Below are 24,604 nucleotides of genomic sequence, written 5' to 3' on the forward strand. Positions count from 1 at the left end.
TGGCATGTTCCGCGCAGGCCCAGGGCCCGGTGGCATTCGATACCGGCTTCCTGCACCGCGTCGATGGCCAGGAAAGCGTGGATCTCGCCATCTTCGCCGAATCGGACCGCGTGCTGCCCGGCATGAAATCAGTGCAGATGCTGTTCAATCAACAGCCCCTGGGCGTGCGCGAACTGCGATTCGTCGCGGAGCAAGGCAGGCTGGACGCGCAGCCGTGCATTTCACCCCGGCTGCTCGAAGAGCTGGAGGTGAACGTCAAGGCTTTTCCAAAGCTGTCGGAGCTCGACGCCGACAACTGTACCCAGGCATTGCCGCTGATCCCGATGGGCAGCGTGTCGTACGATCAAAGCCGCAACACCGTCACGCTCCTGATCCCGCAGGCCGCGCTCGTCCAGCGCGCGCGCGGGCTCGTGCCGGAGGATCGCTGGGATGACGGCGAAGTCGCCCTCTGGTCTTCGTACCGCCTTTCGCACAACCGCACCAGGCATTCGGCGGGATTCGGCCCGGACAACAGCGAGAGCACCTTCCTCAATTTCCGCAACGGTTTCAACGTGGGCGGCTGGCGCCTGCGCGGCAATGCAAGCTATTACGACAACAGCCATTCGCGCGCCTGGGACTGGTCCGAGCTCTATGCCGAGCACAGCGTGAATGCCTGGCGCGCGCAGCTGCGCCTGGGCGACACCATGACGCCGGGCAACATTTTCAATGCCTCGCGCATCCGGGGCATTCAACTACGATCCGACGAAGGCATGCTGCCGGACAGCCAGCGCGGCTACGCCCCCGTCGTGCGAGGCATCGCCGCCGACAGCGCCAAGGTCACCGTGCGCCAGGCAGGATATGTGATCTATACCGCTTTCGTGCCCGCCGGCCCCTTCGAATTCAGTGACCTCTATCCCACGGCCGGCGGCGGCGACCTGGAAGTGGAAGTGGCGGAACTCAATGGCCGCGTCACCCGGTTCTCCCAGCCCTATGCCGCCTTGCCGACGATGATGCGCGAAGGGATCTGGCAGTACGGCGCCGCTTTGGGGAAATATCGCGACGATTATTATTCCGAATCTCCGTGGGTGGGACAGGCGACGTTCGCCTACGGCCTGCCCTGGGGCATGACCGCCTACGGCGGGCTGAGCGTCGCCCAGAACTCCTATCAGGCCGGAGCGCTGGGCCTGGCCATCAACATGAAGGGCCTGGGCGCCCTATCGGCCGACGTGACGACCTCCAGGTCCCTGGACGGGCAAGGCGCCCGCCACCGAGGCGCCGCGGCGCGCGTGCAATATGCCAAGTCGTTCCCCAACAGCGGCACGAACTTCACGCTGGCCGGCTACCGCTACAACTCGGAAGGCTATCGCAGCCTGGACGACACCTTGCGCGAACGCGACATCCGCATCGACCGCGACGATCGCTACAACTACCAGCCCGCCGGATACGCGCGCAGCCATGAATACCAGTTGTCCATGTCCCAGAATCTGGGCAACCGCAGTTCGGTGTCCGTCAACTACTACGGCATTGCGTACCGCAATGCGCCAAGGAACGCCACCTACGCGCAAGTCGCCTTTTCCAGTTCGGTCGGACGGGTCGGTTACTCACTGAACTACAGCCTGAACCGCACCCCCTGGAACGGCCGCGATCACTCGGTCATGCTGACGCTCAGCATCCCCCTGGGCGGCTCGCACAGCGCCGGCTATGCGATGAACCGCACCAACAACCGGGTGACCAGCCACGACGCCACGCTGAGCGGCGCGCTGCTCGACGACTATTCCCTCACGTATGCGGTGCAGACAGGGGTGACGACGGGCAGCGATGAAAACAATGGCGTCCATGGATTCGGCTCGCTCGGATATTCATCCCCCATCGGAACCGCCAACCTCAGCCACGCCTATGCCAGGCAGTCGTCGAGCACCAACATCGACTTCAGCGGCGCCGTCTACGCCGACCGCAAGGGCGTGCTGCTCGGACAATCCATGGGTGAAACCGCCATCGTGGTGGATGCGCCCGGCGCCGGAAACGTCGAAATCAACAGCTACCCCGGCGTCAGGACGAACAGCCGGGGGCGGGCGCTGATTCCGTATGCCCAGCCCTACCGGGAAAACCGGGTGTCCTTGACGCCGCCGCCGGACCAGCAGGACGCGACGCTGGAGCAGAACGTGCAGACCGTCGTGCCCACCCGGGGCGCCGTCGTGGTCGCGCAATTCGGCACTGAAGTGGGCCGTTCGAGGCTGTTCGTGCTGCGCAACACCGAGCAGGGCTTCCTGCCTTTTGGCGCGACCGTGTTCAGCCCCGACGGCAAGCAGAAAGGGATCGTGGGGCCCGTGGGCCGGGTATGGCTGACAGGACTCCAGGGAAAGAACCGCTATACCGTGCAATGGGGCGAAGGAAAACAGTGCGCCGTCATGATCGATGCCGGTACGGGCCATGCCGGGGCGGAAGAAGAGAACAAGGATCTGACATGCGACCCGACAACCGATATCTAAATCCTCTGCGCGGGCCGGCCGCGGCCCGGTTCGGGGCCGCCGCCGGGCTGATCCTGGCATGCATGAACACGGCATCCGGCGGCCCGCTGGATACCCGTGCCGCGAGCTGCGTCTATCAGGACGGGGGCCGCGGCCCCAAAACGGGCATCACATACGACAGATATATTCCCTCCACCTACTTGATCTTCGTTCCTTTCGGCAGCGTCACGATCAGCATCCCGTCACGCCCGACCCCCGGGGAAGTCCTGCTCGCCAAGGAAGCCCCTCTGCCGATGCTGTTCCAGGGACAGGCCGGCCGGGGCGCACCGTTGAAATTGTGCCCGCCGGGCACGGTTGAAACATTTCTTGGCGCTGGAAGACTGATACCCGGAACGGGCGATATCTATGAGACTGCGGTCCGCGGCATCGGCTACCGGGTTTATTACTACCTCAGCAATGAAAGCCGGCAGACGGCACCCGTCATGTACCAGAACCCATACTCCGCCGGCGTGCTGATTTACCCCATGAACACGGACAACCACCCGCAGGGCACGAACGTGCGTACGCGGATCGAGTTCGTCGCCACGGGGGAGCCGATCGCCAGCGGAACCATCAGCTCCGGGGTGTATGGCGAAGGAGGGGTCCTCGGCTCCGTCACCCCCCCCATACCCGCTCTTTACCGGGTCCAGATGTCGGGAACCGTGACGGTGGCTCATCCCACCTGCAGCATCACGAACCCGGCGGCATTGAACGTGACGCTGCCCGAGGTGTCGACCTCGCAACTGGCCGCGTCGGGAACGGGAGGCACGACGACAACCACGCTGGGCGTGGCCTGCAGCGCGAACCGCGACGACGCGCCCTTGATCACGTTGAGGGCCAACAGTCTTGCCTCGCAGGTCCCGGGCACCTTGAACAACGAACTCACGGACAGTACGGCGGCAAAGGGAGTGGGCGTACAGGTACAGTACGAGATGCCTTCCGGAAACTCGGTGCCCTTCCAGCAAGGGGTCGCCACCGCGGGGGCGGGACATCCCGCCGGCGCCCTGCCGACCAACCAATGGCAGTTCCGGCTGGGGGCCAGGTTCGCGCGCCTGGGTTCCGCCGCCGAGCTCAGGCCAGGCAAAGTCCGCGCCACCGCCACCGTGACTTTTACCTACAACTGAATGCTATATTGCCCTGAATGGAAGCAATTCCAGCGTGCAGCGAAGTTTCGACACCCTTGCCCCACGGCTCCGAACCGCCCATGTCCACAATGACGCCCACCCCTTCGCTTCCTTCGCTGCCCGACACCCCCGAACTGCGGGAAAGACTGGCCGAAATCATCGCCAACGTCTGCCGCTGCGACAAAGAACCGTTCCTGCGGGACGAACCTTTCACCTCGGTGGCCATTGAATTCGATTCGCTCGCGGTGCTGGAAATCCTGCTGGAAATCGAAACCCTCTACCACATCGAAACCGACGACATGGTGCCGGTGGACCCGGAAGCGGGATCCCAGGAAGTCCTGGGCGTTTTCCCGCAGAACCTCTCCGAGCTCGTCGCCTATACGCAAGAAGTGGCGCACCGGGTGCTGCAGCGCGAAGCGGCGCTGGCTGGCCAGGAACCCGCGGAAGCCCTGCAGGCGCGCCACGCGGAACGGCTGGCGCGCGCGCAGCAACGCACCGCCGCCAGGCCCGCGCCGGCGCGGGACGGGGATGACGGCGACGGCGGCGGGCAGAAGCGGGACGCTTAGGGGGCGGCGATGCAGAAAAGAACCGTCGTCGTCACGGCCATGGGCCTGATCACCCCCGTCGGATCCTCCGCGCGGGAAACCTTCGACGCGCTGATCGCCGGCCGGTGCGGCATCGGCAAGCATCCCAGCCTGGCGCTGGGCCGGCGCGTGGGGTATGTCGACGTGGACATTTCCGCCGGAGAACACCCCGCGCAAGCGCGGCAGATGGACCGCGTGACATTGATGGCCCAATATGCCGCCACCCAGGCGATCGAACGGTCGGGGCTGACTGCCGGGCAGCAGGCCAGGACCGGCGTGTTCTATGGCACGGGCATCGGCGGCATCACCACCTTCAACGAAGCGATCGAAGCCTATCACCAGCTCATCCCCAAGCGCCCCGTCCTGGTGGTGCCGGCCATCATGCCCCACGCGGCCACCGCGCTGATCGCCCAGAGGCTGAGGTCCGTCGCCGAGGCGCAAACCTACGCGACCGCCTGCTCGGCGGGCTCCGTGGCCATCGGCGAGGCATTCCGCCGCCTGCGCGACGGCTATCTGGACGTGGCCATCGCCGGCGGCGCGGAATCCATGCTGATTCCCAGCATCATGGCCGCCTGGGAACAGCTTCGGGTCCTGAGTCCCGATCCGGCCGACCCGGACACGGGCAACTGCCGGCCCTTCAGCAGCCGCCGGGCGGGTTTCGCGCTGTCCGAAGGCGCCGCGATGATCGTGCTCGAAACGCTCGACCACGCGCGCTCGCGCGGCGCCACGCCGATCGCCGAACTATGCGGCTACGGCGTCAGCAATGACGGCACCCATCCGTTGCGGCCGGATCCCGTCGGCCAGACCCTCGCCATGCGCCGCTGCCTGGACGACGCCGGCGTCGATCCCGCCCAGGTGGGCTACGTCAATGCGCACGCGACCGGCACGCACGTGGGCGACCGCATCGAAACCCAGGCCATCAAGCAGGTGTTCGGCGCGCGCGCCGGCGCGCTGCCCGTCAGCAGCATCAAGGGGGCCGTCGGCCACATGATCGGCGCGGCGGGCGCCGTCGAAGCCGCGGTGACCGCCATGAGCGTGCAGCAAGGCATCGTGCCCCCCACCCTGTTCTACGAGGCGGGCGACGCGATCTGCGATCTGGACTACATCCCGGGCCGGGCCCGCGAATTGCCGGACCTCTCCGTGGCGATCAGCAATTCGTTCGGCATGGGCGGCAACAACTCCGTGCTGGCATTCCGCAAGATCGCCTAGCGGCGGCCTCCCGCCGGCCGACGGCACGCCATCGATCGGCCAAGTTTGTAACTTTCCGGGCGAAATCGTGGTTACAGGTGCAACAAAAGCGCCAAACCACCACTCTGACCAGCGCAATCGGTTCACCTTGTCGCTTTGGTTAGAATAATCTTCCTCCGCGCAACCGGAAGTTCCATGGAAATCACCCTCAACGGCTACCACACCCTGATCGCCGCCGCGCTCGTGATGCTTGCGGGTCACTGGCTGGTCTTTCGCATCAGGTTCCTGTCCACGTTCAATATCCCCGAGCCGGTGGCCGGCGGCCTGCTGGCGGCGCTTCTCATCACGCTGCTGAACGCCACCACGGGCCTGACGCTCAGGCTCAGCACCGAGCTGCAGACGACCTTCATGCTGATGTTCTTCGCCTCGATCGGCCTGAGCGCGGATTTCACGCGGCTGAAGGAAGGCGGCAAGCCCCTCGTCATGCTGCTGGCGCTGGTCTCCGTCTTCATCGTGGTTCAGAACGTCATCGGCGTGAGCCTGGCGGCCCTGCTGGGCCTCAAGCCCCTGATCGGCCTGGTGGTCGGTTCGATCACGCTGACCGGGGGCCACGGCACGGCGGGCGCCTGGGGACCGGTGCTGGAGACCAAATACGGCATCGCCGGCGCCACCACGCTGGGCATCGCCACGGCGACGTTCGGCCTGGTGTTCGGCGGCCTGATCGGCGGACCGGTGGCGCGCCACCTGATCCGCAAGCAGAAGCGCAAGCCGGTGCCCGACGCGCACGAGCGCACCGGCATCGAGACCATTTCCGGCACGCCGCGCCATGAACAAGGCACGGAAAGCGAGGAAGCGAGCCGCCTGACGTTCGAAATCTTCGACCAGCCGCGCCTGATCACGGCCTACGCCGCGATCGAGACCCTGGCCATGTTCGCCGCCTGCCTGACCAGCGCCGACCTGCTCGGCCGCTGGACCCACGGCACGGCCATCGAACTGCCCACCTTCATCTGGGCGCTGGCCAGCGGCGTGGTGATCCGCAACGTGCTCACCCACGTCTTCCGCTTCCAGATGTTCGACCGCGCGATCGACGTGTTCGGCAACACCTCGCTGTCGCTGTTCCTGGCCATCGCACTGATCAGCCTGCGCCTGTGGGAACTGGCCGGCCTGGCCGGCCCGGTGGCCGTCATCCTGGCCGCGCAGGTCGTGGCGATCATGCTGTACGCGGCCTTCGTCACCTATCGCTTCATGGGGTCGGACTACGACGCCGCCGTCGTCGCCGCCGGCCACTGCGGCTTCGGCCTGGGCGCCACCCCCACGGCCATCGCCAACATGCAGGCCGTGACCGACCGCTTCGGCCCTTCGTACAAGGCCTATCTGATCGTGCCGCTGGTCGGCGCGTTCTTCGTGGATCTGGTCAACGCCGCCATCCTGCAGATCTTCACCCAGATTCCCTTCCTGCAATGAACCCCGCGCATCCCTCACGCGACACGCCATGACCGACGACCTGATCCAACTGGCCAAGCTGGCGGGCCTGGGGCTCGCCCTGATGCTGCCCCTGGCCAACCCCCTGACTTCCATGACGCTGCTGCTGTCCCTGGGCCAGCACATCCCCTACCAGGAGCGCAAGCGCCAGGTCACCCAGGCGGCGTTCTACGTGGTCGGCATCATGATGGTGACCTATTACGCCGGCGCCTGGATCATGCATACCTTCGGCATTTCGATTCCGGGGCTGCGGATCGCGGGCGGATTGATCGTGGCCAGCATCGGCTTCAGCATGGTACTTCCATCGAACGGCACGAACCCGTCGGAAGCCGACGTCGCCGACGCGCAGGCCAGCCGGCAGGTGCCCAATATCGCTTTCGTGCCGCTGGCCATGCCCGGCACTGCGGGGCCGGGCACCATCGCCATGATCATCAGCGGCGCGACGTCGACCGACGCGGCGATGGCGATGGGCTTCCCGCCATGGGTGCTGGCCGCCACGCCGATCGTCGTGTTTTCCCTGCTGGGCCTGCTGTTCTGGGTCTGCCTGCGCTCGGCCGGACGCATCGTGGCCGTGATCGGCCAGGGAGGCGTCGAGGCCATCTCCCGCGTCATGGGCTTCCTGCTGGTCTGCATGGCGGTCCAGTTCGTCATCAACGGCGTGCTGGAGATCGTGCAGCAATACGGCGCGGGCTAGAGGGGTTCCCCTTCCCCTGCGGGCGACGCCGCGCCGGCCACCCTGACGGTCGGCGGCCGAACCTGGCGGCAAGCCTCCCCAAAAAAAGCCTAAAAAAAAAGCCCAAGATCCGAAGATCCGAAGATCCTGGGCTAAATCCACCAAAGGAGGAGGGTGGAGGAGACAACCGGGGCATGTCGGGCTGCGAAGAACCTGGGTTCCGAGCCGCCGTGATTAGGGGTTTTCCCTCTGCAATCACGTTTCGACATCCGATAAGCAAATTATATAGAGAAAACTTGCTGCGATGCAAGATCAATTTGTTGTCAATAGACAATACCCAGCGCTTTGTTGTGTTTTGATCACAAAGCAGGGTAAGTCCCTAGCCTGAATGGCCTAAATCCGATACGCCGTGGTGGTCATGACCTTGGACATCAGGCGCATGGCGCCCCGCACCGGGGCGGGCAGGGGCGCCGCGCCATGGTCCTCCGCGGTGGCGCGATGGCCGATCTCGTCGTCGCGCATCCGCGTGACGATCCGCCGCGAACGCCGGTCCCGGTCCGGCAAGGCGCGCAGGTGGCCGTCCAGGTGTTCCTCGACCTGGCGCTCGGTTTCGGCCATGAAGCCCAGGTTGTAGGGAATTCCGGCGCGGCTGGCCGCCAGCCCGAGGCCGAAGGACCCGGCGTACCACAGGGGATTCAGCAGGCTCGGGCGGCTGTGGAGTTCGTCCAGGCGCTGCCGGCACCAGGCCAGGTGATCGACCTCTTCCTCGGCCGCCCGCAGCAGCACGCGGCGGATGCCCTCGTCCCGGCACAGCAGCGCCTGACCCCGGTACAGGGCCTGGGCGCAGATCTCGCCGACATGATTGACCCGCATCAGGCCGGCGGCGTGGCGGGACTCGGTGGCGGACAGCGCCGGATCGTCGGCGGCGGCCGGCCCCGCTGGATTGGCCCGCTCGTGGGAAACCGTGCCGTCCAGGACTCGCAGCGCGCGACCGGCCTCGGCCAGGATCGCGTCCAGCCGGCCGATCCGGCGCCGCCAGGCGGGGGCCGCGCCCCGCGCATCCGGCCCGGCCGCCGGATCCATGCCCTCCATCCCGTGCATCACCTGTTCCATGAGAAATCCTTTTCAACGATTGAGGAAGCGCCAGACCGGCTTGAGCTCGGCCAGCAGCCAGCACGACGGCAGGACGATGGCCAGGGCGATCAGGCCCCGGCCCGACCAGTCCTGGTCGTCCTGGAGGTAGGCGTTGCACAGGCGGATGGGCTGGTCCAGGTAGACCATGCCCACGATGGCGCTCATCCAGCAGAAATTGCCCAGGAAGAAGAGCTTGATGACCACGTTGGAGCGCCGCAGCGAAGCCCGCAGCACCCAGCCGCAGACCGGCAGGCCCAGGTATTTGAACGCCGCCACGCGCCAGTCCGTCAGGGCGTCGTCCAGCGCCTTGGGAATCATCCACCCCGCCCCGACCAGGCTGACCAGCAGCAGGCCGGGAACGCCGTATTCATTATAGGACCAGGCCGGGCGCGGCCGCGCGGCGGCAACCGCCGGGCGGCCGGCGCGCCAGGCCTGCTCGGCGAACAGGCCCGCCAGCACCAGCAGAGGAATCTGGACCAGCATGTGCAGGCTCATCAGCGCCGTCAGCGGGGCGCGCAGCCCCACGGCCACACCCAGGCACGCCAGGGCGGCGATGAACCATGCGAGACGGCCCGGCGCGCTCATGGCGCCCCCTTGGCGCTACGCGCCGTCCCCCCAGGGGGGAATTCGCGCTTGGGGCGGCCCGGCGCGCTCATCGTGCCCCCTGGGTCGACGGCGCGGACAGCGACTCGGCGGCGGACAGCGCCAGGCCCGGGTCGTCCAGGTCGAAGACGCGCGCCAGGCGGCCGTCGGGCGTCACGACGTGGAAGGCGGCGTTGTGCTCGAACTCGCCCAAGGGCGCCGGCACGACCGTGATGCCGAACACGTCCAGCGCGGCATCGCGCTGCGCGGGCCGCGCGAAGGACAGGAATTGCCAGACGCCCGGATCTGCCCCCATGCGCACCGCGTAGCGGGCCAGGTCCGGCGCCCGGTCGCGGGGGTCGAAGCTGATGCTGATCAGCCGGACGCGGTCCCGCAGCCCGCGCGCTTCGATCGCCTGCTGCAGGCGCTCCGTCAGGGAACCCTGGGCCAGGCACAGCGCCAGGCAGCGCGTATAGAAGAAATTGACGATGGCGACGCGCCCGTCGCGGCGCAGATCCTGGTCCAGGCCCAGGACCCGGCCGTCCCCGGCCAGCACCTCGGCGGGAGGAATCGCCCTGGGATGCCGGGCCACGTCCTGGCGGCGCGCGGCCTCGGCCGTCAGAACGGTGAAGCCGCCGGTCAGGCCGTACAGCGCGCCCAGGCCGGCCGCCAGGGCCAGCGCCAGCGCAAGGATCCAGCGCATGCCGCCGGCCCCGCGAGGCTACTTGCCCAGCAGGGGACGCAGGTCCTCGTCGCCCTTCCAGGGACCCTGCTGGCCCTTGGTTTCCTCGCGGACCCGGGCGACCGTCTTGGCGTCCGTCGCCGAGGCGGCGTTGCCGAAGCTGGAGCGCACGTGGGTCACCAGCGCGGCCACTTCCTCGTCGGAGAACTTGGAGAAGTTCGGCATTTCGCCGTTGTACTTGGCGCCTTCGACCGTCAGCGGACCATGGATGCCGTGCAGCAGGATGCGGATCATGACGCCCGGGTCCGACGCGTCCACCCATTCGGACTTGGACAGCGGCGGGAACACGCCCGGCACCCCGGCGCCGCTGGCCTGGTGACAGGCCACACAGTTGGCCGTGTAGAGCTGGCCGCCGTCAGCCGTCGCCGGCACGGCGAAGTCGGCCGCGACGCGATCGTCGCCCACGGACGCGGGCATCGGATTGAAGCTGGTATACAGGTGATACACCGCCCACAGCAGCAACAGGCCGATGACCGTCAGGACGATCTTGGGAACCGGGCGGCTGCCCTCGTGGGGTTCGGGCTGCTCGCGGCTCTGCTGGTTGAATCGGGGATCGCTCATTGCTTGGCTCCTTCGGCGCCGGCCTGCTTGGGCAGTTCCGGCAGCTGCGCGCCGGGCTTGACCGGGTAGGTGTGATCCAGGCCGATCAGGTAGGCCACCAGATCCAGGGCTTCCGGCGTGGCGACCACGACCTTGCCAGGAGGGGCGAAGCTGGGCGGCAGGTTCACGACCTTGTCGCCGGCCTCGGCCTGGTCCTTGAGCTTGAACAGGAAGGGGAAGGACGGCATGTTGCTGCCCGGCGTATAGGCGCGCGGCTCGTACAGGTGGCCCAGGTTCCAGTCCACGCTGGGCTGGCGGGCGCCGATGTTGAACAGGTCCGGCCCGGTACGCATGGTGCCCAGCAGGTGCGGATGGTCATAGTAGTAGTCGCCCGCGACCGGCGCGCGGCCCCAGCCGCGCTGGAAGTCCGGCGCCTGGGACTGGCTGCGCGGCTGCTGCGAATGGCAGTAGACGCAACCCATCTCGATATAGACCTGGCGCCCGCGCAGCTGCTGTTCCGTGTAGGGCTTCAGGCCTTCGGAGGGCTGCACGTCGGACAGCTGCATGTAGGGCAGCACCACCAGGGTGGCGGTGGCCAGCGCGAGGGTCACCATCGCGCCGCTGAGGAGTTTGTATTCGCTTTCCATGATCAGGCACCTGCGATCGCCTGATGCTCAGGCAAGGATTTACGGTTGTGCAACAGGGCGGGGCCCACGCGGCTCGTGCCGTAGCGCAGGGCCATCAGCACGAAGTGCGCGGCGAACACCAGATGGCCCAGGGTCATCATGGCGCCGCCCAGCGTGCGGCCTTCGAGATAGGGCATCGTGACCCGCACGGAATCCATGAAGGGCTTGGTCGCGTCCAGCATCGCCAGGCCCTGCAGCCAGCCGCCGATGGACAGGCTGACGAAATAGATGCCGATGCCCAGCGTCACCAGCCAGAAATGCACGATGATGAGCTTCGGGTGCGGCCATTCCCAGGACATGACGCGCGGCATCACGAAATAGATGGCGCCGAACATCACGATCGAGAAGAAGGCGTACAGTCCCAGGTGGGCGTGGGCCACGGTGAAGTGGGTGAAGTGCGCCACCGTGCTGACGCTGCGCAGGGCCTCGAAAGAGCCCTCGAAGGAGCTGAGGGTGTACATCATGGCGCCCAGCACGATGAAGCGCAGCGTGGGCGAGTAGTACATGGTCTTGAAGTGGCCGCGCATCGTCAGGTGCTGGTTCACCGAGAAGGCCAGCACCGGAATGATCATCATCATGGACTGGACGATCGACAGCGTGATCAGCCAGTGCGGCACCGGGCCGCCGACCAGGTGGTGGCCGCCGACCTGGCCGTAGAAGAAGGCCAGCGCCCAGAAGCCGATCAGCGACAGGTTGTAGGACTGGATCGGGCGGCCGATGATCTTCGGCAGGAAGTAGTACACCGAGGCCAGGGCGATCGGGGTGTAGTACAGGCCCAGCACGTTGTGGCCGAACCACCAGTTCATGGTGGCCTGCTCCACGCCGAAGTGCACGCCGGGCACCTTGCCCACCAGGTACAGTACCGGGAACCAGAACAGCGCCGCGCCCATGTACCAGATCGACACGTACAGGTGCTCGACCTTGCGGTTGCGCAGGGTGAACACCAGCGGCAGCGCGATCAGGGCGCCGCCCAGCACCAGCAGGATGCTGATCTGCCAGGGGATTTCCAGCCACTCCAGGCCGTCGTTGATGCCCACGGCGATGCTGCCCAGGCCGGCGATCAGGCCAGCGTTCCAGAGCATGCAGCCCAGCAGGGCGAAGCGTCCGCCGTACAGGCGCGTCTTCAGCAGGCGCGGCAGCATCCAGATCGCCACGCCGAAGGCCGCCATCGGACACCAGCCGTAGGCCACCATGTTCAGGTGCAGCGTGCGCGTGCGGCCGAAGGTGAGCCAGGCATATTCCGTCAGGAATTCGGGATTGTGCAGCTTGATCGAGCTGATCAGGCCGAAGGTCGAGGCCAGCACCAGCCAGACGATGGCACAGCACAGGAAGGTGAAGGTGACGTAGGCGGTCGACTGGTCCGCCTCGAGGCGGGCGGCGAGTTCCTGCTTCAGTTCGCCGGCCAGGGACGGATCCACGACGGCCTTGCCGCCCTCGGTGACGATCTTCTGCAGTCCGGCGCGCTGCTCCGGGGTGGCGGAAGGATCCTCGACGTGGCCGATTTCACCGGTCGAGAAGATCACCCCCGCGGCTTCGGGATTGTCGTCGAACATGTTCCGCCTGAGGGACCAGATGAAAACACCCAGTCCTGTGACGGATAATATGAAGGTCAGGAGTAATACGGTGATGGTATCCACGGCGCTTCCGATGCAAGACAAGAGACGCGCAGAGCCTGGAAATCCGGCCCTGGCAGCCCGCTATTGTAGACTTAGATTTGATCTATGATAAATCTACGCCAGAATATCAAGCCTGAATTACCCTAATCGTGATACGGGCATCAGGCGGGTCTCCGGCACCGGCGACCCGCGCTCCCGCCACCCGGCAACCGCCGTTTTTCCCAGGCCACTCACAGGAAAGATTCACCATGGAATGCACCATCGACTGGCAAGGCCCCGAAGGCATGCTGTTCATTTCCCGCACCGGCAGCGGCCACGTCCTGGCCATGGATGGTGCCCCCGACGGCGGCGGGCGCAACCTGGCCCCCCGGCCGATGGAAACCGTGCTGACCGGGGCCGGCGGCTGCGCCGCCTACGACGTGGTGCTGATCCTGAAGCGCGGCCGCCATGCCGTGACGGGCTGCCAGGTTGCCCTGACGGCCGAGCGCGCCGACACCGAGCCGAAGGTCTTCACGAAGATCCACTATGCGTTCCGGGTCACGGGCCGCGACCTGCCCGCCGCCGCCGTGGAGCGCGCGGTGGAGCTGTCGCACACGAAATACTGCTCGGCCATCGCCATGCTGGAAAAGACGGCCGAGATCACGCACTCGATCGAGATCGTCGCGGCCTGAGGGCCCGCCGGCCGTAGCGCGAGCGCGCCCGAAGGCGCCGGCCGCGGCGCGGGGCCGGGCGCCGCGCGGGAACGCCCCGCGCTACACCGCCATCGGCGCCGTCAACGGCGGATGATGGCGGTAGTCCTCCAGCGAGAAATCCCCCGGCTCCAGGCGTTCCAGCCATTCGGGTTCGTAGCGGCCGGTGTCCGCGTAGGCCGGGATGCGGTCCGACAGGCGCAGCCGGGGCGCGGGCAGCGGATCGCGGTTGAGCTGCTCGCGCAGCATGTCCACGTGCGTCTCGTAGATGTGCGCGTCGCCGATGAAATACGTGAACCAGCGCGGCTCGTAGCCCGTCAGGCGGGCCACCAGGTGCGTCAGGGCCGCGCCTTCGGCCAGGTTGAACGGCGTGCCCAGCCCGACGTCGTTGCTGCGGATGTACAGGCACAGCGACAGTTCGCGCGTCGCCGGATTCGCCAGGAACTGGTACAGCAGGTGGCAGGGCGGCAGGGCCATTTCCTCGAGCTGGGCCCAGTTCCAGCCATGGAACAGGATGCGCCGGCTGCCCGGATCGCGGATCAGCGTATCCAGGCAGGCGCGCAGCTGGTCCACGGCCTTGTAGAGCAGCACGTGCGGCCGCCCCTGGTCCAGGATCGGGCCGACGACGCGGTAGCCCTGCCCCCGCGCGGCCTCGATGCGCGCGGCGGCGTCGGCCGGCAGCAGCTTGTAGGCCGGCCACCCGCGCCACTGCACGCCATAGACCGGCCCCAGGTCGTCGGGGCCGTCGCGCCAGGGGCTGTCCAGCCAGGCGCGGTTCTCGTTGGCGTTCTGGTCCCAGACCCGGCAGCCCAGCGCACGGAAGTCCGCCGCGCTGTCGGCCGCCCGCAGGAAGCCGACCAGTTCGCCCATGGCCGACTTGAAGGCCAGGCGCTTGGTGGTGACGGCGGGAAAGCCCTGGCGCAGGTCGAAGCGCAGGCAGGCGCCCGGCAGACTGAGCGTGCGCACGCCGGTGCGGTTGTCCTGCCAGGCGCCCTGTTCGAAGATCGAGCGGACCAGGTCCAGGTAAGCCTTCATGCGGATTGTTCCAGGATGCGCCGGGCCCGTTCGATCAGGGGCAGGTCGACCATGCGGCCGTCCAGGCGGAAGGCGTATTCGCCGGTCGAATCGGCATGGTCCACCACCCGGCGCGCCCAGTCGATTTCCTCGGGCAGCGGCCGGTAGACGCGGTGCGCCGCCGGGATCTGCGCCGGATGGATGCACAGCATCCCGCCAAAGCCCATGTCCCGCGCGAACACGGCCGAGCGTTCCAGGGCGTCGAGGTCGGTGAAGTCCGGGTGGACGCAGTCCAGGGGCGCTCCCAGCCCGTGCATGCGGCTGGCCGTGAGGATCCGGAAACGGATCTGGTCCAGCACGAAGCGGGCCGCGTCGGTGCCCGGCCGGGTGCCGAATTCCACCATCAGGTCCAGGATGCCGAAGGACAGTCGCGCCACCCCGTGGGCCTCGGCGATACGGTCCAGCGCCTGGAGCCCCGCGGCGGATTCGATCACCGGGATCAGGGGCTTGCCGGCGCCGGACACGCTGTAGACGTGATCGGGCGCCTGGGCCTTGGGCAGGACGATGCCGGCGACCGACGGCAGCGACCGGCACAGGGCCAGGTCGTCCTCGAACCAGGGGGTGGTGCCGTCGTTGATGCGCACCCACAGGCGGTCCCCGGGATGCGCCGCCGCGTGGCGCGCCAGCGCGTCGCGCGCACCGGCCTTGGCCTCGGGCGCGACGGAGTCCTCCAGGTCGACGATCACGGCGTCCGCGCCGCTGGCGACCGCCTTGGGTATGCGTTCCGGCCGGCTGGCCGGCACGAACAGCGCCGAACGCATCGATGTGTCATGCATGGAAATCCCCCTGTGAGTACTGTTCAGGCCGGTGCCGGGACGGCGCGCGCGGCGATGCGCTCGCGCCATTCGCGCGGCCCGGTCTGGTGGACCGAGGTGCCCTGGGCGTCGACGGCCACCGTCACCGGCATGTCGCGCACCTCGAACTCGTAGATGGCTTCCATGCCCAGGTCTTCGAAGCCCAGCACCCGCGCCGAGCGGATGGCCTTGGACACCAGGTAGGCGGAACCGCCCACCGCCATCAGGTAGGCCGAGCCGTGGCGGCGGATGGCCTCGATCGCCTCGGGACCGCGCTCGGCCTTGCCGATCATCGCCAGCAGGCCCGTCTGCCCCAACATCATATCGGTAAACGCATCCATGCGCGTGGAGGTGGTGGGGCCCGCCGGGCCGACGACCTCATCGCGCACCGGGTCGACCGGCCCGACGTAGTAGATGACGCGTCCGCGGAAATCCACCGGCAGGGACTCGCCGCGCGCCAGCATGTCCTGGATGCGCTTGTGGGCCGCGTCGCGGCCGGTCAGGATGCGGCCCGACAGCAGCAGGCGCTCGCCCGGCTTCCAGGAGGCGACCTCCTCGCGGGTGAGCGAGTCCAGGTTCACCTGGCGCGAGGCCTTGTAATCGGGCTTCCAGTGGACTTCCGGCCATTCGGACAGCGCGGGCGGCTGGAGCGCCGCCGGACCGCTGCCGTCCAGCGTGAAATGCACGTGGCGCGTGGCGGCGCAGTTCGGGATCATGGCGACCGGCTTGGAGGCGGCGTGCGTCGGACAGGTGAGGATCTTGACGTCCAGCACGGTGGTCAGTCCGCCCAGGCCCTGGGCGCCGATGCCCAGCGCGTTGACCTTGCGGTACAGCTCGATGCGCAGTTCTTCCAGCTTGCTTTGCGGGCCGCGCTGCAGCAGCTCGTACATGTCGATGTCCTGCATCAGGGACTGCTTGGCCATGAGCATGGCCTTTTCCGCCGTGCCGCCCACGCCGATCCCCAGCATGCCCGGCGGACACCAGCCCGCGCCCATGTGCGGCACGGTCTTCAGTACCCAGTCCACCAGGGATTCGCTGGGGTTGAGCATGGCGAACTTGGTCTTGTTTTCCGAGCCGCCGCCCTTGGCCGCGACCTGGACGTCCACTGTGTCCCCGGGGACCAGTTCAACGTGCAGGACACAGGGCGTGTTGTCGCGCGTGTTGCGGCGCGTGAACAGGGGATCGTCCAGCACCGAGGCGCGCAGCGGATTGTCGGGATTGGTATAGCCCCGGCGCACGCCCTCGTCGCACAGTTCCTGCAGGCTGCGGCGCGTGTCGAAGCGCACGTCCATGCCGATCTTCAGGAAGACGTTGACGATGCCCGTGTCCTGGCAGATCGGGCGGTGGCCCTCGGCGCACAGGCGCGAATTGGTCAGGATCTGGGCGATGGCGTCGCGCGCCGCCGGGCTTTCCTCGACCTCGTAGGCGCGGGCCAAGTGCCGGATGTAGTCCAGCGGATGATAGATGCTGATGAACTGGACGGCGTCCTCGATCGACTGGATCAGGTCGTGTTCGGTGATCGTGGTCATTATTTTCCTTTCCAGACCGGGGGGCGTTTCTCGGCGAACGCGGTCGCGCCTTCGCGGGCGTCCTCCGAGGTGAAGATGTGGGCGATCAGGGGGCGCTGGTGGTCGAACATTTCGTCCGGACGCCAGTTGCGCGACTGCGCGATGACGGACTTGGCCGTGCGCACCGCCAGCGGGCCGTTGGCGGCGATGGCGCGCGCCATCGCCAGGGCCTCGTCCAGCGCCGCGCCGGGCTCGGCCAGGCGGTTCACCAGACCCAGCTGGTACAGGCGTTCGGCGCCGAAGGCCTCGCCCGTCAGCACGGCTTCCATGGCGACGTGGTAGGGGATGCGCGACGGCAGGCGCAGCATGCCGCCCGATCCCGGCACCAGGCCGCGCCGGACCTCGGGCAGGCCGAAGCGGGCGTCGCGCGCCGCCACGACCAAGTCGCAGGCCAGCACCAGCTCGCAGCCGCCGGCCAGCGCGTAGCCCTCGACGGCGGCGATCAGCGGCTTGGCGGGCGGCTGCTCGCACAGGCCCGCGAAGCCGCGCTTGCCCACGTAGGGACGCTGGCCGGTCGCGGCGAAGGCCTTCAGGTCCATGCCGGAGCAGAAATTCCCTCCGGACCCGGTCAGCACGCCCAGGCGCAGGTCCGGATCGCTGTCCAGGACGTCCAGGGCCGCCGCCAGGGCCTGGGCGGTCTCCAGGTTGATCGCGTTGCGCGCCTGGGGCCGGTTGAGCTGCATGATCAGCACTCCGTCCAGGCGCTGCACGTCGAGGCAATCGCTCATGTTTTCTCCGAAAAAAGAGAAGTGGATAAAATGGCCGTTCCGGACGCGGCCCAGGCCGCGTTCATCGGACGACACAACCATCGCGGGCCTGGCCCGCCACGCCATGCTCACATTCCAACAACTGATTTTATCGCTCCAGCAATATTGGGATCGCCAGGGGTGCGCCCTGCTGCAGCCCTACGACATGGAAGTCGGGGCCGGCACCTCGCACACCGCCACGTTCCTGCGCGCCATCGGCCCGGAACCCTGGCGTGCGGCCTACGTGCAGCCCTCGCGCCGCCCCAAGGACGGGCGCTACGGCGAAAACCCCAACCGGCTGCAGCATTACTACCAGTTCCAGGTCGTGCTCAAGCCGGCGCCGCTCGACATCCTGGACCTGTACATCGGCTCCCTGCGCGCGCTGGGCATCGACCCGCAGCAGCACGACATCCGCTTCGTCGAGGACGACTGGGAAAACCCCACCCTGGGCGCCTGGGGCCTGGGCTGGGAAGTCTGGCTCAATGGCATGGAAGTCACCCAGTTCACCTACTTCCAGCAGGTCGGCGGGCTGGACTGCAATCCGACCATGGGCGAAATCACCTACGGCCTGGAACGCCTGGCCATGTACCTGCAGGGCGTGGAATCCGTCTACGACCTGGTCTGGACCCGGGGTCCGGACGGCACGCCCGTGTACTACCGCGACGTGTTCCACCAGAACGAGGTCGAGCAGTCCACCTACAACTTCGAATACGCCTCCACCGCCATGCTGTTCGCCCACTTCAACGACTACGAGGCCGAGGCCAAACGCCTGATCGAGGTCCCGCTCGCCCTGCCCGCGTACGAGGCCACCCTCAAGGCCGCGCACACCTTCAACCTGCTGGACGCGCGCGGCGCCATCAGCGTCACCGAACGCGCCACCTACATCGGCCGCATCCGCGCCCTGTCCCGCGCCGTGGCGCAGGCCTACTACGACGCGCGCGAACGCCTGGGCTTCCCCATGCTGCGGGAGGTCGCGTGATCATGAGCACGAATCCGAACGCGCGCGCGCTGGTCGTCGAACTGGTCACGGAAGAGCTCCCCCCGAAGGCGCTGGACGCCCTGGGCCAGGCCTTCGCCGAAGGCATCCGCAAGACGCTCGACGCGCTCGGCCTGCTGGCCGGTCCCGGCGCCTGCGCCGCCTACGCCACGCCCCGGCGCCTGGCCGTGCGGCTGGATGCCGTCCTGGGCCAGGCGCCCGACCAGGCCTACACCGAAAAACTCATGCCCGCGGCCATCGGCCTGGACGCCTCGGGCGCGCCCACGCCCGCGCTGCTGAAGAAACTCCAGGCCAAGGGCCTGGGGCACCTGGGCGCGGACGGCCTGACCCGCAGGCACGACGGCAAGCAGGACGTGCTCTACGCCGAAGGCACCGCCCCCGGCGCCCGGCTGGCCGACGGCCTGCAGCAGGCCCTGGACTACGCCGTGACCCACCTGCCCATCCCCAAGGTCATGCAATACCAGCTGGCCGACGGCCGTACCAGCGTGAAATTCGTGCGTCCGGCCCAGCGCCTGCTGGCCCTGTGGGGCACGGACGTCGTGCCCGTGCGCACGCTGGGCCTGGAAGCCGGCCGGATCACCCTGGGCCACCGCTTCCTGGAAGCCGGCCCGCTGGCCATCGAATCAGCCGAGGCCTGGGCCGACCGCCTGGCCGCCGACGGCCGCGTGGTTCCCTCCTTCGCCGACCGGCGCGCGCTCATCGCCCGGCAACTGGCCGAATCCTCCGCCTCGCTGGGTGCGACCATCGGCCAGGGCGCCGAAGTCGAGGCCCTGCTCGACGAAGTCGCCGCCCTGGTCGAATATCCGACGGTCTACGTCGGCGCCTTCGAGGAAGCCTTCCTGGCCGTGCCGCCGGAATGCCTGATCCTGACGATGCGGCTGAACCAGAAATACTTCCCCCTGTTCGATCCGGCCACGGGCGCGCTGACCCACCGCTTCCTGATCGTCAGCAACATGCGGCCCGCCGACCCGGTCCACATCATCCAGGGCAACCAGCGCGTGGTGCGCCCGCGCCTGGCCGACGCGCAGTTCTTCTACCAGACCGACCTGAAGGCCCCGCTGGCCGAGCGCGTGGCCGGCCTGGCCGACAGCGTCTACCACAACAAGCTCGGCTCGCAGCTGCAGCGCACCGAACGCGTGGAGGCATTGGCCCGCTGGCTGGCGCCGCTGCTGGGCGGACGGGCGGAATCCGCCGCCCGCGCCGCCCGGCTGGCCCACGCCGACCTGGGCACCCAGATGGTGGGCGAATTCCCCGAGCTGCAAGGCATCATGGGCGCCTACTACGCGGCCCACGACGGCGAGCCCGCCGACGTAGTGCGCGCCCTGCGCGACCAGTACCGCATCCGCCTGGACGAGCCCGTGACGGACGACACGCTCACGGCCGCCGTCCTGTTCATGGCGGAACGCGCCGAGACCCTGGTCGGGATCTGGGGCATCGGCCTGGCCCCCACCGGCGAACGCGACCCCTACGGCCTGCGCCGCGCGGCCCTGGGCCTGATCAGCGCCTACGAGCAGCTCACGGCCGGCGGCCGCCTGCAGGCCAGCCAGGACTCCCCGGCGCGCCTGGCGGCCCTGCTGGAGCGGGCGGCGGCCGGCTTCGCGCCCGGCCTGCTCGCCGAGGGCACGGCCGAGGCCGTGCTGGACTTCGTCTACGAACGCTACCGCAACCAACTGGCGGCCGCCTGCGACCGCTCGGCCATCGACGCGGTGCTGGCCCTGCGCCCGCCGCTGCACCAGGTCGCGGCGCGCGTCCAGGCCTGCGAACGGTTCGCCACGCTGCCCGAGGCCGAATCCCTGGCCGCCGCCAACAAGCGCGTCAGCAATCTGCTGAAGAAGGCCGACGATACGCAGCCCGGCTTCGACCCGGCGCTGCTGGCCGAACCGGCCGAACGCCAGCTGGCCGACACGATCGCCCGCCTGGAACCCCAGGCCACCGCCCAGCTGCGGGCCGGCGACTTCGCCGCCAGCCTGGCCACCCTGGCCCAGGCCCGCGCCGCCGTGGACGCGTTCTTCACCGACGTCATGGTCATGGCCGAGGACCCCCGCGTGCGGGCCAACCGCCTGGCCCTGCTGCGTTCCCTGCACGGCCTGATGAACCAGGTGGCCGACCTGTCGAGGCTCGCCCGGTGAAACTCATCATCCTGGACCGCGACGGGGTCATCAACCACGACAGCGACGCGTTCATCAAGTCGCCGGACGAATGGATGCCCATCCCCGGCAGCCCGGAAGCCATCGGCCGGCTCAGCCAGGCCGGCTGGCGCGTGGTGGTGGCCACCAACCAGTCCGGCATCGCCCGGGGTCTGTTCACCATGGAAACCCTGGGCGCGATCCACGCCCGGATGCGCCAGGTGGTGGCCGACGCTGGCGGGCGTATCGACGCCATCTTCTGCTGCCCCCACGGCCCGGACGACGGCTGCGCCTGCCGCAAGCCCCTGCCCGGCATGCTGCACGACATCGCCCAGCGCCTGGACGTGCGCCTGGACGGCGTCCCGCTGGTGGGCGACAGCCTGCGCGACCTGCATGCCGCAGCCGCCGCGCGCTGCGCCCCCTGGCTGGTCTTGACCGGCAAGGGCCGCAAGACCTGGGAAGCCTCGGGCACCAGCGGCGAGCTCCCCGCCGGCACCCAGGTCCGCGACGATCTGGCCGCCGTGGCCGATACTTTATTGAAGGCCGTGCCATGACCTACCTGCGCTCCGCGCTCTACATGGCCTATCTGGTCGTGACGGTGATCCCCTACGCCCTGTGCTGCGTGCTGTGGGCCCCCCTGCCCCTGTCCTGGCGTTACCGCCTGACCCTGGGCTGGCCGCGCATGGCGCTGTGGGGCGCCCGCTGGATCCTCGGCATGCGCTACCAGGCGCAAGGCTGGGAACACCTGCCCACCAAGGGGCCGGCCATCATCCTGTCCAAGCACCAATCCGCCTGGGAAACCCTGTATTTCGCGGTCAAGCTGCCGCGCGACGTGGTCTTCGTCTACAAGAAGGAACTGCACCACGTACCCTTCTTCGGCTGGAGCCTGGCGCTGCTCAGCATGATCCCCATCGACCGCACCAAGGGCAAGGAATCCTTCGACCAGGTGGTGAAGATCGGCAGCCGTCGCCTCGCGGAAGGCCGCTGGCCGGTGCTGTTCCCCGAAGGCACCCGCGTGGCGCCCGGCCAGACCGGCCGCTACAAGCAGGGGGGCGCGCTGCTGGCCTGCCGCACGGGGGCGCCGGTGATCCCGGTCGCCCACAACGCCGGCGAATGCTGGCCGCGCAACGCCTTCCTGAAGACCCCGGGACTGGTGACCGTGTCCTTCGGCCCCGCCATCGACCCGGCCGGGCACACGCCGGCTTCCCTGAACCACGCCGTGCGCGACTGGATCGAGGCCGAGATGCGGCGCCTCAATCCCGAGCGCTATGCGAACCGCTGACAGCCACCAGCTCGACCTGTTCGGCGCGGGCGACTGGCCGGCCGCCGCGCCCGCGGCCGGCCCCGGGCGCTCCGCCGGCAGGCCCGGTCGGGCCGCGCCCCGACAGGCCGGAGAACCACCAGCCGCCCAGGCCCCCTCGTCCGGCCCGCGCCACCCGCCCGCGCCGGAGCCTCCGTCCCCGCCGCCCGTCCTGCCTCCCGGCGGACGCTGGCTGACCCTGGAGCTGGACGACTGGACGCTGGGCTACGTGCTGCGCCGGGCGCGCCGCAAGACCATCGGGCTACAGGTCCGCGACACCGGCCTGGCGATCCAGGCCCCCGCCTGGGCCACGCACGCGCAGATCGAAGACGCGATCCGGCACAAGGCGGCCTGGATCCGGGACAAGCTGCGGGACCGCGACCGGCGGCTGGAGCAACTGGCCCTGCAGGCCGGCCAATGGCGGCCGGGCGGCCGCATCCCCTACCTGGGCGTCGCCATCGAGCTGCGGCTGGACGGCGCCCGGCCGGCCCGCTACGAGGGCGATCCCTCCGCGCCCGCCGAGGGTGACCGCCTGTTCCTGCCCCTGCCCGACACGGCCGACGCCAGCCGCGTCCAGGAGCGCGCCCAGGCCTGGCTGCAGGCGCGCGCGCGGATCGATTTCGACGCGCGCCTGCGGCGCTGCCTGGACGGCGCGGGGCGATCCATCGCCGGCTGGGGCCTGTCCTCCGCCCAAGGCCGCTGGGGTTCGTGCACCAGCCAGAAGCGCATCCGCCTGAACTGGCGCCTGATCCATTTCGCCCCGGCACTGATCGACTACGTGATCGCCCACGAGGTCGCCCACCTGAAGGAAATGAACCACGGCCCCGCTTTCTGGCGCGAGGTCGAGCGCCTGTGCCCGGATTTCCGGACGGCGCGCGACACGCTGCGCCGCCAGCCTCCGGACACCCTGCCGCTGATCTGATCCCGGCGCGCGCGGACGGTTCCGGCGATGAACGGTTTCGGCGATGAAAAATGCGTATGATGATGTGAATCGCACCACCGGAGAATTTCATCATGCGTCTGCTGCACACCATGCTGCGCGTCGGCAATCTGGACCGTTCCCTGATGTTCTACACGGAGACCCTGGGCATGCGGCTGCTGCGCCGCAAGGACTACCCGGAAGGCCGCTTCACCCTGGCTTTCGTCGGCTACCAGGACGAGGCCGACGGCGCCGTCATCGAACTGACCCATAACTGGGACACCGACCGCTACGAGATCGGCACCGGCTACGGCCACATCGCCATCGAAGTCGAGGACGCCTACGACACCTGCGCCACCATCAAGTCGCGCGGCGGCCTGGTCGTGCGCGAGGCCGGCCCCATGAAGCACGGCACCACCGTGATCGCCTTCGTCGAGGACCCGGACGGCTACCGGATCGAACTGATCCAGCGCGCGGGCCGCGAAGACTAGCAAAGGCCCCCACGCTGCGCAGCCTGCGGCTGCTTGCTGCCCCCCAAGGGGGCGCTTTTTGCCTTGGGGCGGCCCGGCGGCAAAAAGGGGCCCCCACGCTGCGCGGCCTGCGCCCCCGCGGATCCGGGACGGTCCGGCGTGCTCACGCGGTGGGCGTCACTCCGGCGTCGGACAGGGCGTCGGCCATGTCCATGAACTGCGCCACCGTCAATTCCTGGGGCCGCGCCGTCGGCGCCACGCCCAGGGCGTCCCAATCCAGCCATTCCGCCCAGGCGCCCAGGCTGCCCCGGATCATCTTGCGGCGCTGCTCGAAGACCCGCGCCACCAGCCGCTCGAACACCCGCGCGTCGCGGGGCCGGCGCAGCGCGTCGGGCGCCAGCGGGCGCATGCGCACCACGGCCGACACCACCCGGGGCGGCGGATCGAAGGCCTCGGGCGGCACGTCGAACAGGTGCGTCATGCGGTAGCGCGCCTGGAGCATGACGGACAGGCGCCCGTACTGGCTGTCGCCGGGGCGGGCCACCATGCGGTCGATGACTTCGCGCTGCAGCATGAAATGCTGGTCGCGGATCCGGCCGGCCCAGCGCAGCAGGTGAAAGAGCAGCGGGCTGGAAATGTTGTAGGGCAGATTGCCCACCACGCGCAGCCGGGGGACGTCCGCCGCGGCCTGGCCCGTCTCCGCGCCGGCGCCGGGCGCCAGTTCGCCGAAATCCACGGTCAGGGCGTCGGCCTCGACCACCCGCAGGCGGTCCTCGCCCCAGCGGCCGCGCAGCCGATGGGCCAGGTCGCGATCCAACTCGACCACGGTCAGCCGGTCGAGCCGCTCCAGCAGCGGCGCCGTCAGCGCCGACAGGCCCGGCCCGATCTCGACCATGGCGTCGCCAGGCTGCGGATCGATGGCGCGCACGATGGCGTCCACCACCGATTCGTCGGCCAGGAAGTGCTGGCCGAAGCGTTTGCGCGCCTGGTGTGCGCCCCCTGGGCGAGGCTGCGCCTCGCCGCCCCCCCGAGAGGGGTCAGAAAACTTGGGACGGCCCGGCGTTTTCTGATGCCCCGCCCCCAT

General features: G+C 68.6%; 24 protein-coding genes. 13 read left to right on the top strand and 11 right to left on the bottom strand.

The features are described 5' to 3' along the window. Nucleotides 1–29 precede the first annotated feature (29 nt). From ACFO27_RS07730 to ACFO27_RS07755, 6 genes are all read left to right on the top strand, one after another. Nucleotides 30–2,468, top strand: a complete 2,439-nt coding sequence (locus ACFO27_RS07730) for a fimbria/pilus outer membrane usher protein (protein WP_376816816.1) — start codon at nt 30–32, stop codon at nt 2,466–2,468. After that, the gene (locus ACFO27_RS07735) at nt 2,444–3,610 is read left to right on the top strand and encodes a fimbrial protein (RefSeq protein ID WP_376816817.1); all 1,167 of its coding nucleotides are present in this window, start codon (nt 2,444–2,446) and stop codon (nt 3,608–3,610) included. Before ACFO27_RS07730 ends, ACFO27_RS07735 begins: the two co-directional genes overlap by 25 nt. Nucleotides 3,611–3,690: 80 nt before the next feature. After that, nucleotides 3,691–4,176 carry an acyl carrier protein gene (locus ACFO27_RS07740; RefSeq protein ID WP_376816818.1) on the top strand — a complete coding sequence of 162 codons (486 nt, stop codon included), beginning with the start codon at nt 3,691–3,693 and terminating at the stop codon, nt 4,174–4,176. Nucleotides 4,177–4,185: 9 nt separating this feature from the next. Continuing rightward, nucleotides 4,186–5,403, top strand: coding sequence for a beta-ketoacyl-[acyl-carrier-protein] synthase family protein (locus ACFO27_RS07745; protein WP_376816819.1), 1,218 nt, complete (start codon nt 4,186–4,188; stop codon nt 5,401–5,403). Between the two features lie 174 nt (nt 5,404–5,577). Next, the gene (gltS, locus tag ACFO27_RS07750; protein WP_376816820.1) at nt 5,578–6,846 is read left to right on the top strand and encodes a sodium/glutamate symporter; all 1,269 of its coding nucleotides are present in this window, start codon (nt 5,578–5,580) and stop codon (nt 6,844–6,846) included. 28 nt (nt 6,847–6,874) lie between these two features. Continuing rightward, nucleotides 6,875–7,558: a MarC family NAAT transporter gene (locus ACFO27_RS07755; protein WP_376816821.1), complete on the top strand. Its 684-nt coding sequence runs from the start codon at nt 6,875–6,877 to the stop codon at nt 7,556–7,558. 372 nt (nt 7,559–7,930) lie between these two features. On the opposite strand, the gene coq7 is transcribed toward ACFO27_RS07755, so the two are convergent. From coq7 to ACFO27_RS07785, 6 genes are all read right to left on the bottom strand, one after another. Continuing rightward, entirely contained in the window at nt 7,931–8,620 is a 690-nt protein-coding gene (coq7, locus tag ACFO27_RS07760) for a 2-polyprenyl-3-methyl-6-methoxy-1,4-benzoquinone monooxygenase (protein WP_376816893.1), read from the bottom strand. 42 nt (nt 8,621–8,662) lie between these two features. Beyond that, a complete protein-coding gene (locus tag ACFO27_RS07765) occupies nt 8,663–9,256 on the bottom strand; it encodes a hypothetical protein (protein WP_376816822.1) in 594 nt (197 codons plus the stop codon). A 67-nt stretch (nt 9,257–9,323) separates the two neighbouring features. Beyond that, the gene (locus ACFO27_RS07770; protein WP_376816823.1) at nt 9,324–9,956 is read right to left on the bottom strand and encodes an SCO family protein; all 633 of its coding nucleotides are present in this window, start codon (nt 9,954–9,956) and stop codon (nt 9,324–9,326) included. An 18-nt stretch (nt 9,957–9,974) separates the two neighbouring features. Next, nucleotides 9,975–10,556 (bottom strand): c-type cytochrome, encoded by a 582-nt coding sequence (locus ACFO27_RS07775; RefSeq protein ID WP_376816824.1) that lies wholly within the window; start codon nt 10,554–10,556, stop codon nt 9,975–9,977. Beyond that, nucleotides 10,553–11,182 carry a cbb3-type cytochrome c oxidase subunit II gene (locus ACFO27_RS07780; RefSeq protein ID WP_376816825.1) on the bottom strand — a complete coding sequence of 210 codons (630 nt, stop codon included), beginning with the start codon at nt 11,180–11,182 and terminating at the stop codon, nt 10,553–10,555. The genes ACFO27_RS07775 and ACFO27_RS07780 overlap by 4 nt, the downstream gene beginning before the upstream one ends. Before the next feature lie 2 nt (nt 11,183–11,184). After that, nucleotides 11,185–12,858 carry a cbb3-type cytochrome c oxidase subunit I gene (locus tag ACFO27_RS07785; RefSeq protein WP_376816826.1) on the bottom strand — a complete coding sequence of 558 codons (1,674 nt, stop codon included), beginning with the start codon at nt 12,856–12,858 and terminating at the stop codon, nt 11,185–11,187. A 227-nt stretch (nt 12,859–13,085) separates the two neighbouring features. Here ACFO27_RS07785 and ACFO27_RS07790 point away from each other — a divergent pair, with 227 nt between their 5' ends. Next, entirely contained in the window at nt 13,086–13,508 is a 423-nt protein-coding gene (locus tag ACFO27_RS07790; RefSeq protein ID WP_376816827.1) for an OsmC family protein, read from the top strand. An 81-nt stretch (nt 13,509–13,589) separates the two neighbouring features. Here ACFO27_RS07790 and ACFO27_RS07795 read toward each other — a convergent pair whose 3' ends face one another. Genes ACFO27_RS07795 through ACFO27_RS07810 form a run of 4 tightly spaced genes read right to left on the bottom strand, consistent with a single transcriptional unit; the run spans nt 13,590 to nt 17,690 of the window. Next, nucleotides 13,590–14,561 (bottom strand): thymidylate synthase, encoded by a 972-nt coding sequence (locus tag ACFO27_RS07795; RefSeq protein WP_376816828.1) that lies wholly within the window; start codon nt 14,559–14,561, stop codon nt 13,590–13,592. Continuing rightward, the gene (locus ACFO27_RS07800) at nt 14,558–15,376 is read right to left on the bottom strand and encodes an HpcH/HpaI aldolase/citrate lyase family protein (protein WP_376816829.1); all 819 of its coding nucleotides are present in this window, start codon (nt 15,374–15,376) and stop codon (nt 14,558–14,560) included. The genes ACFO27_RS07795 and ACFO27_RS07800 overlap by 4 nt, the downstream gene beginning before the upstream one ends. Nucleotides 15,377–15,399: 23 nt before the next feature. Beyond that, complete coding sequence (locus tag ACFO27_RS07805; protein ID WP_376816830.1) at nt 15,400–16,923, bottom strand: fumarate hydratase; 1,524 nt, start codon at nt 16,921–16,923, stop codon at nt 15,400–15,402. Then, nucleotides 16,923–17,690, bottom strand: a complete 768-nt coding sequence (locus ACFO27_RS07810) for a crotonase/enoyl-CoA hydratase family protein (protein ID WP_376816831.1) — start codon at nt 17,688–17,690, stop codon at nt 16,923–16,925. Before ACFO27_RS07810 ends, ACFO27_RS07805 begins: the two co-directional genes overlap by 1 nt. A gap of 103 nt (nt 17,691–17,793) precedes the next feature. Between ACFO27_RS07810 and glyQ the strand changes: the two genes are divergently transcribed. The 6 genes from glyQ to gloA all read left to right on the top strand — a co-directional run bounded on the left by glyQ (nt 17,794) and on the right by gloA (nt 23,541). Beyond that, nucleotides 17,794–18,687 (top strand): glycine--tRNA ligase subunit alpha, encoded by an 894-nt coding sequence (gene glyQ / locus ACFO27_RS07815; RefSeq protein ID WP_376816832.1) that lies wholly within the window; start codon nt 17,794–17,796, stop codon nt 18,685–18,687. A gap of 2 nt (nt 18,688–18,689) precedes the next feature. Beyond that, on the top strand, nt 18,690–20,834 hold the full coding sequence (glyS, locus tag ACFO27_RS07820; protein ID WP_376816833.1) for a glycine--tRNA ligase subunit beta: 2,145 nt from the start codon (nt 18,690–18,692) through the stop codon (nt 20,832–20,834). Further along, nucleotides 20,831–21,385 carry a D-glycero-beta-D-manno-heptose 1,7-bisphosphate 7-phosphatase gene (gmhB, locus tag ACFO27_RS07825; protein WP_376816834.1) on the top strand — a complete coding sequence of 185 codons (555 nt, stop codon included), beginning with the start codon at nt 20,831–20,833 and terminating at the stop codon, nt 21,383–21,385. The genes glyS and gmhB overlap by 4 nt, the downstream gene beginning before the upstream one ends. Continuing rightward, complete coding sequence (locus ACFO27_RS07830; RefSeq protein WP_376816835.1) at nt 21,382–22,113, top strand: lysophospholipid acyltransferase family protein; 732 nt, start codon at nt 21,382–21,384, stop codon at nt 22,111–22,113. The genes gmhB and ACFO27_RS07830 overlap by 4 nt, the downstream gene beginning before the upstream one ends. Then, on the top strand, nt 22,100–23,053 hold the full coding sequence (locus ACFO27_RS07835; protein WP_376816836.1) for a M48 family metallopeptidase: 954 nt from the start codon (nt 22,100–22,102) through the stop codon (nt 23,051–23,053). Before ACFO27_RS07830 ends, ACFO27_RS07835 begins: the two co-directional genes overlap by 14 nt. A 92-nt stretch (nt 23,054–23,145) precedes the next feature. Then, nucleotides 23,146–23,541, top strand: a complete 396-nt coding sequence (gloA, locus tag ACFO27_RS07840) for a lactoylglutathione lyase (RefSeq protein ID WP_323023407.1) — start codon at nt 23,146–23,148, stop codon at nt 23,539–23,541. Nucleotides 23,542–23,683: 142 nt separating this feature from the next. Here the strand turns inward: gloA and rsmA are convergent, their stop codons facing one another. Further along, complete coding sequence (gene rsmA, locus ACFO27_RS07845) at nt 23,684–24,604, bottom strand: 16S rRNA (adenine(1518)-N(6)/adenine(1519)-N(6))-dimethyltransferase RsmA (protein ID WP_376816837.1); 921 nt, start codon at nt 24,602–24,604, stop codon at nt 23,684–23,686.

It is taken from the genome of Castellaniella denitrificans, assembly GCF_042653765.1.
In the GTDB taxonomy this organism is placed as follows: domain Bacteria; phylum Pseudomonadota; class Gammaproteobacteria; order Burkholderiales; family Burkholderiaceae_B; genus Castellaniella; species Castellaniella denitrificans.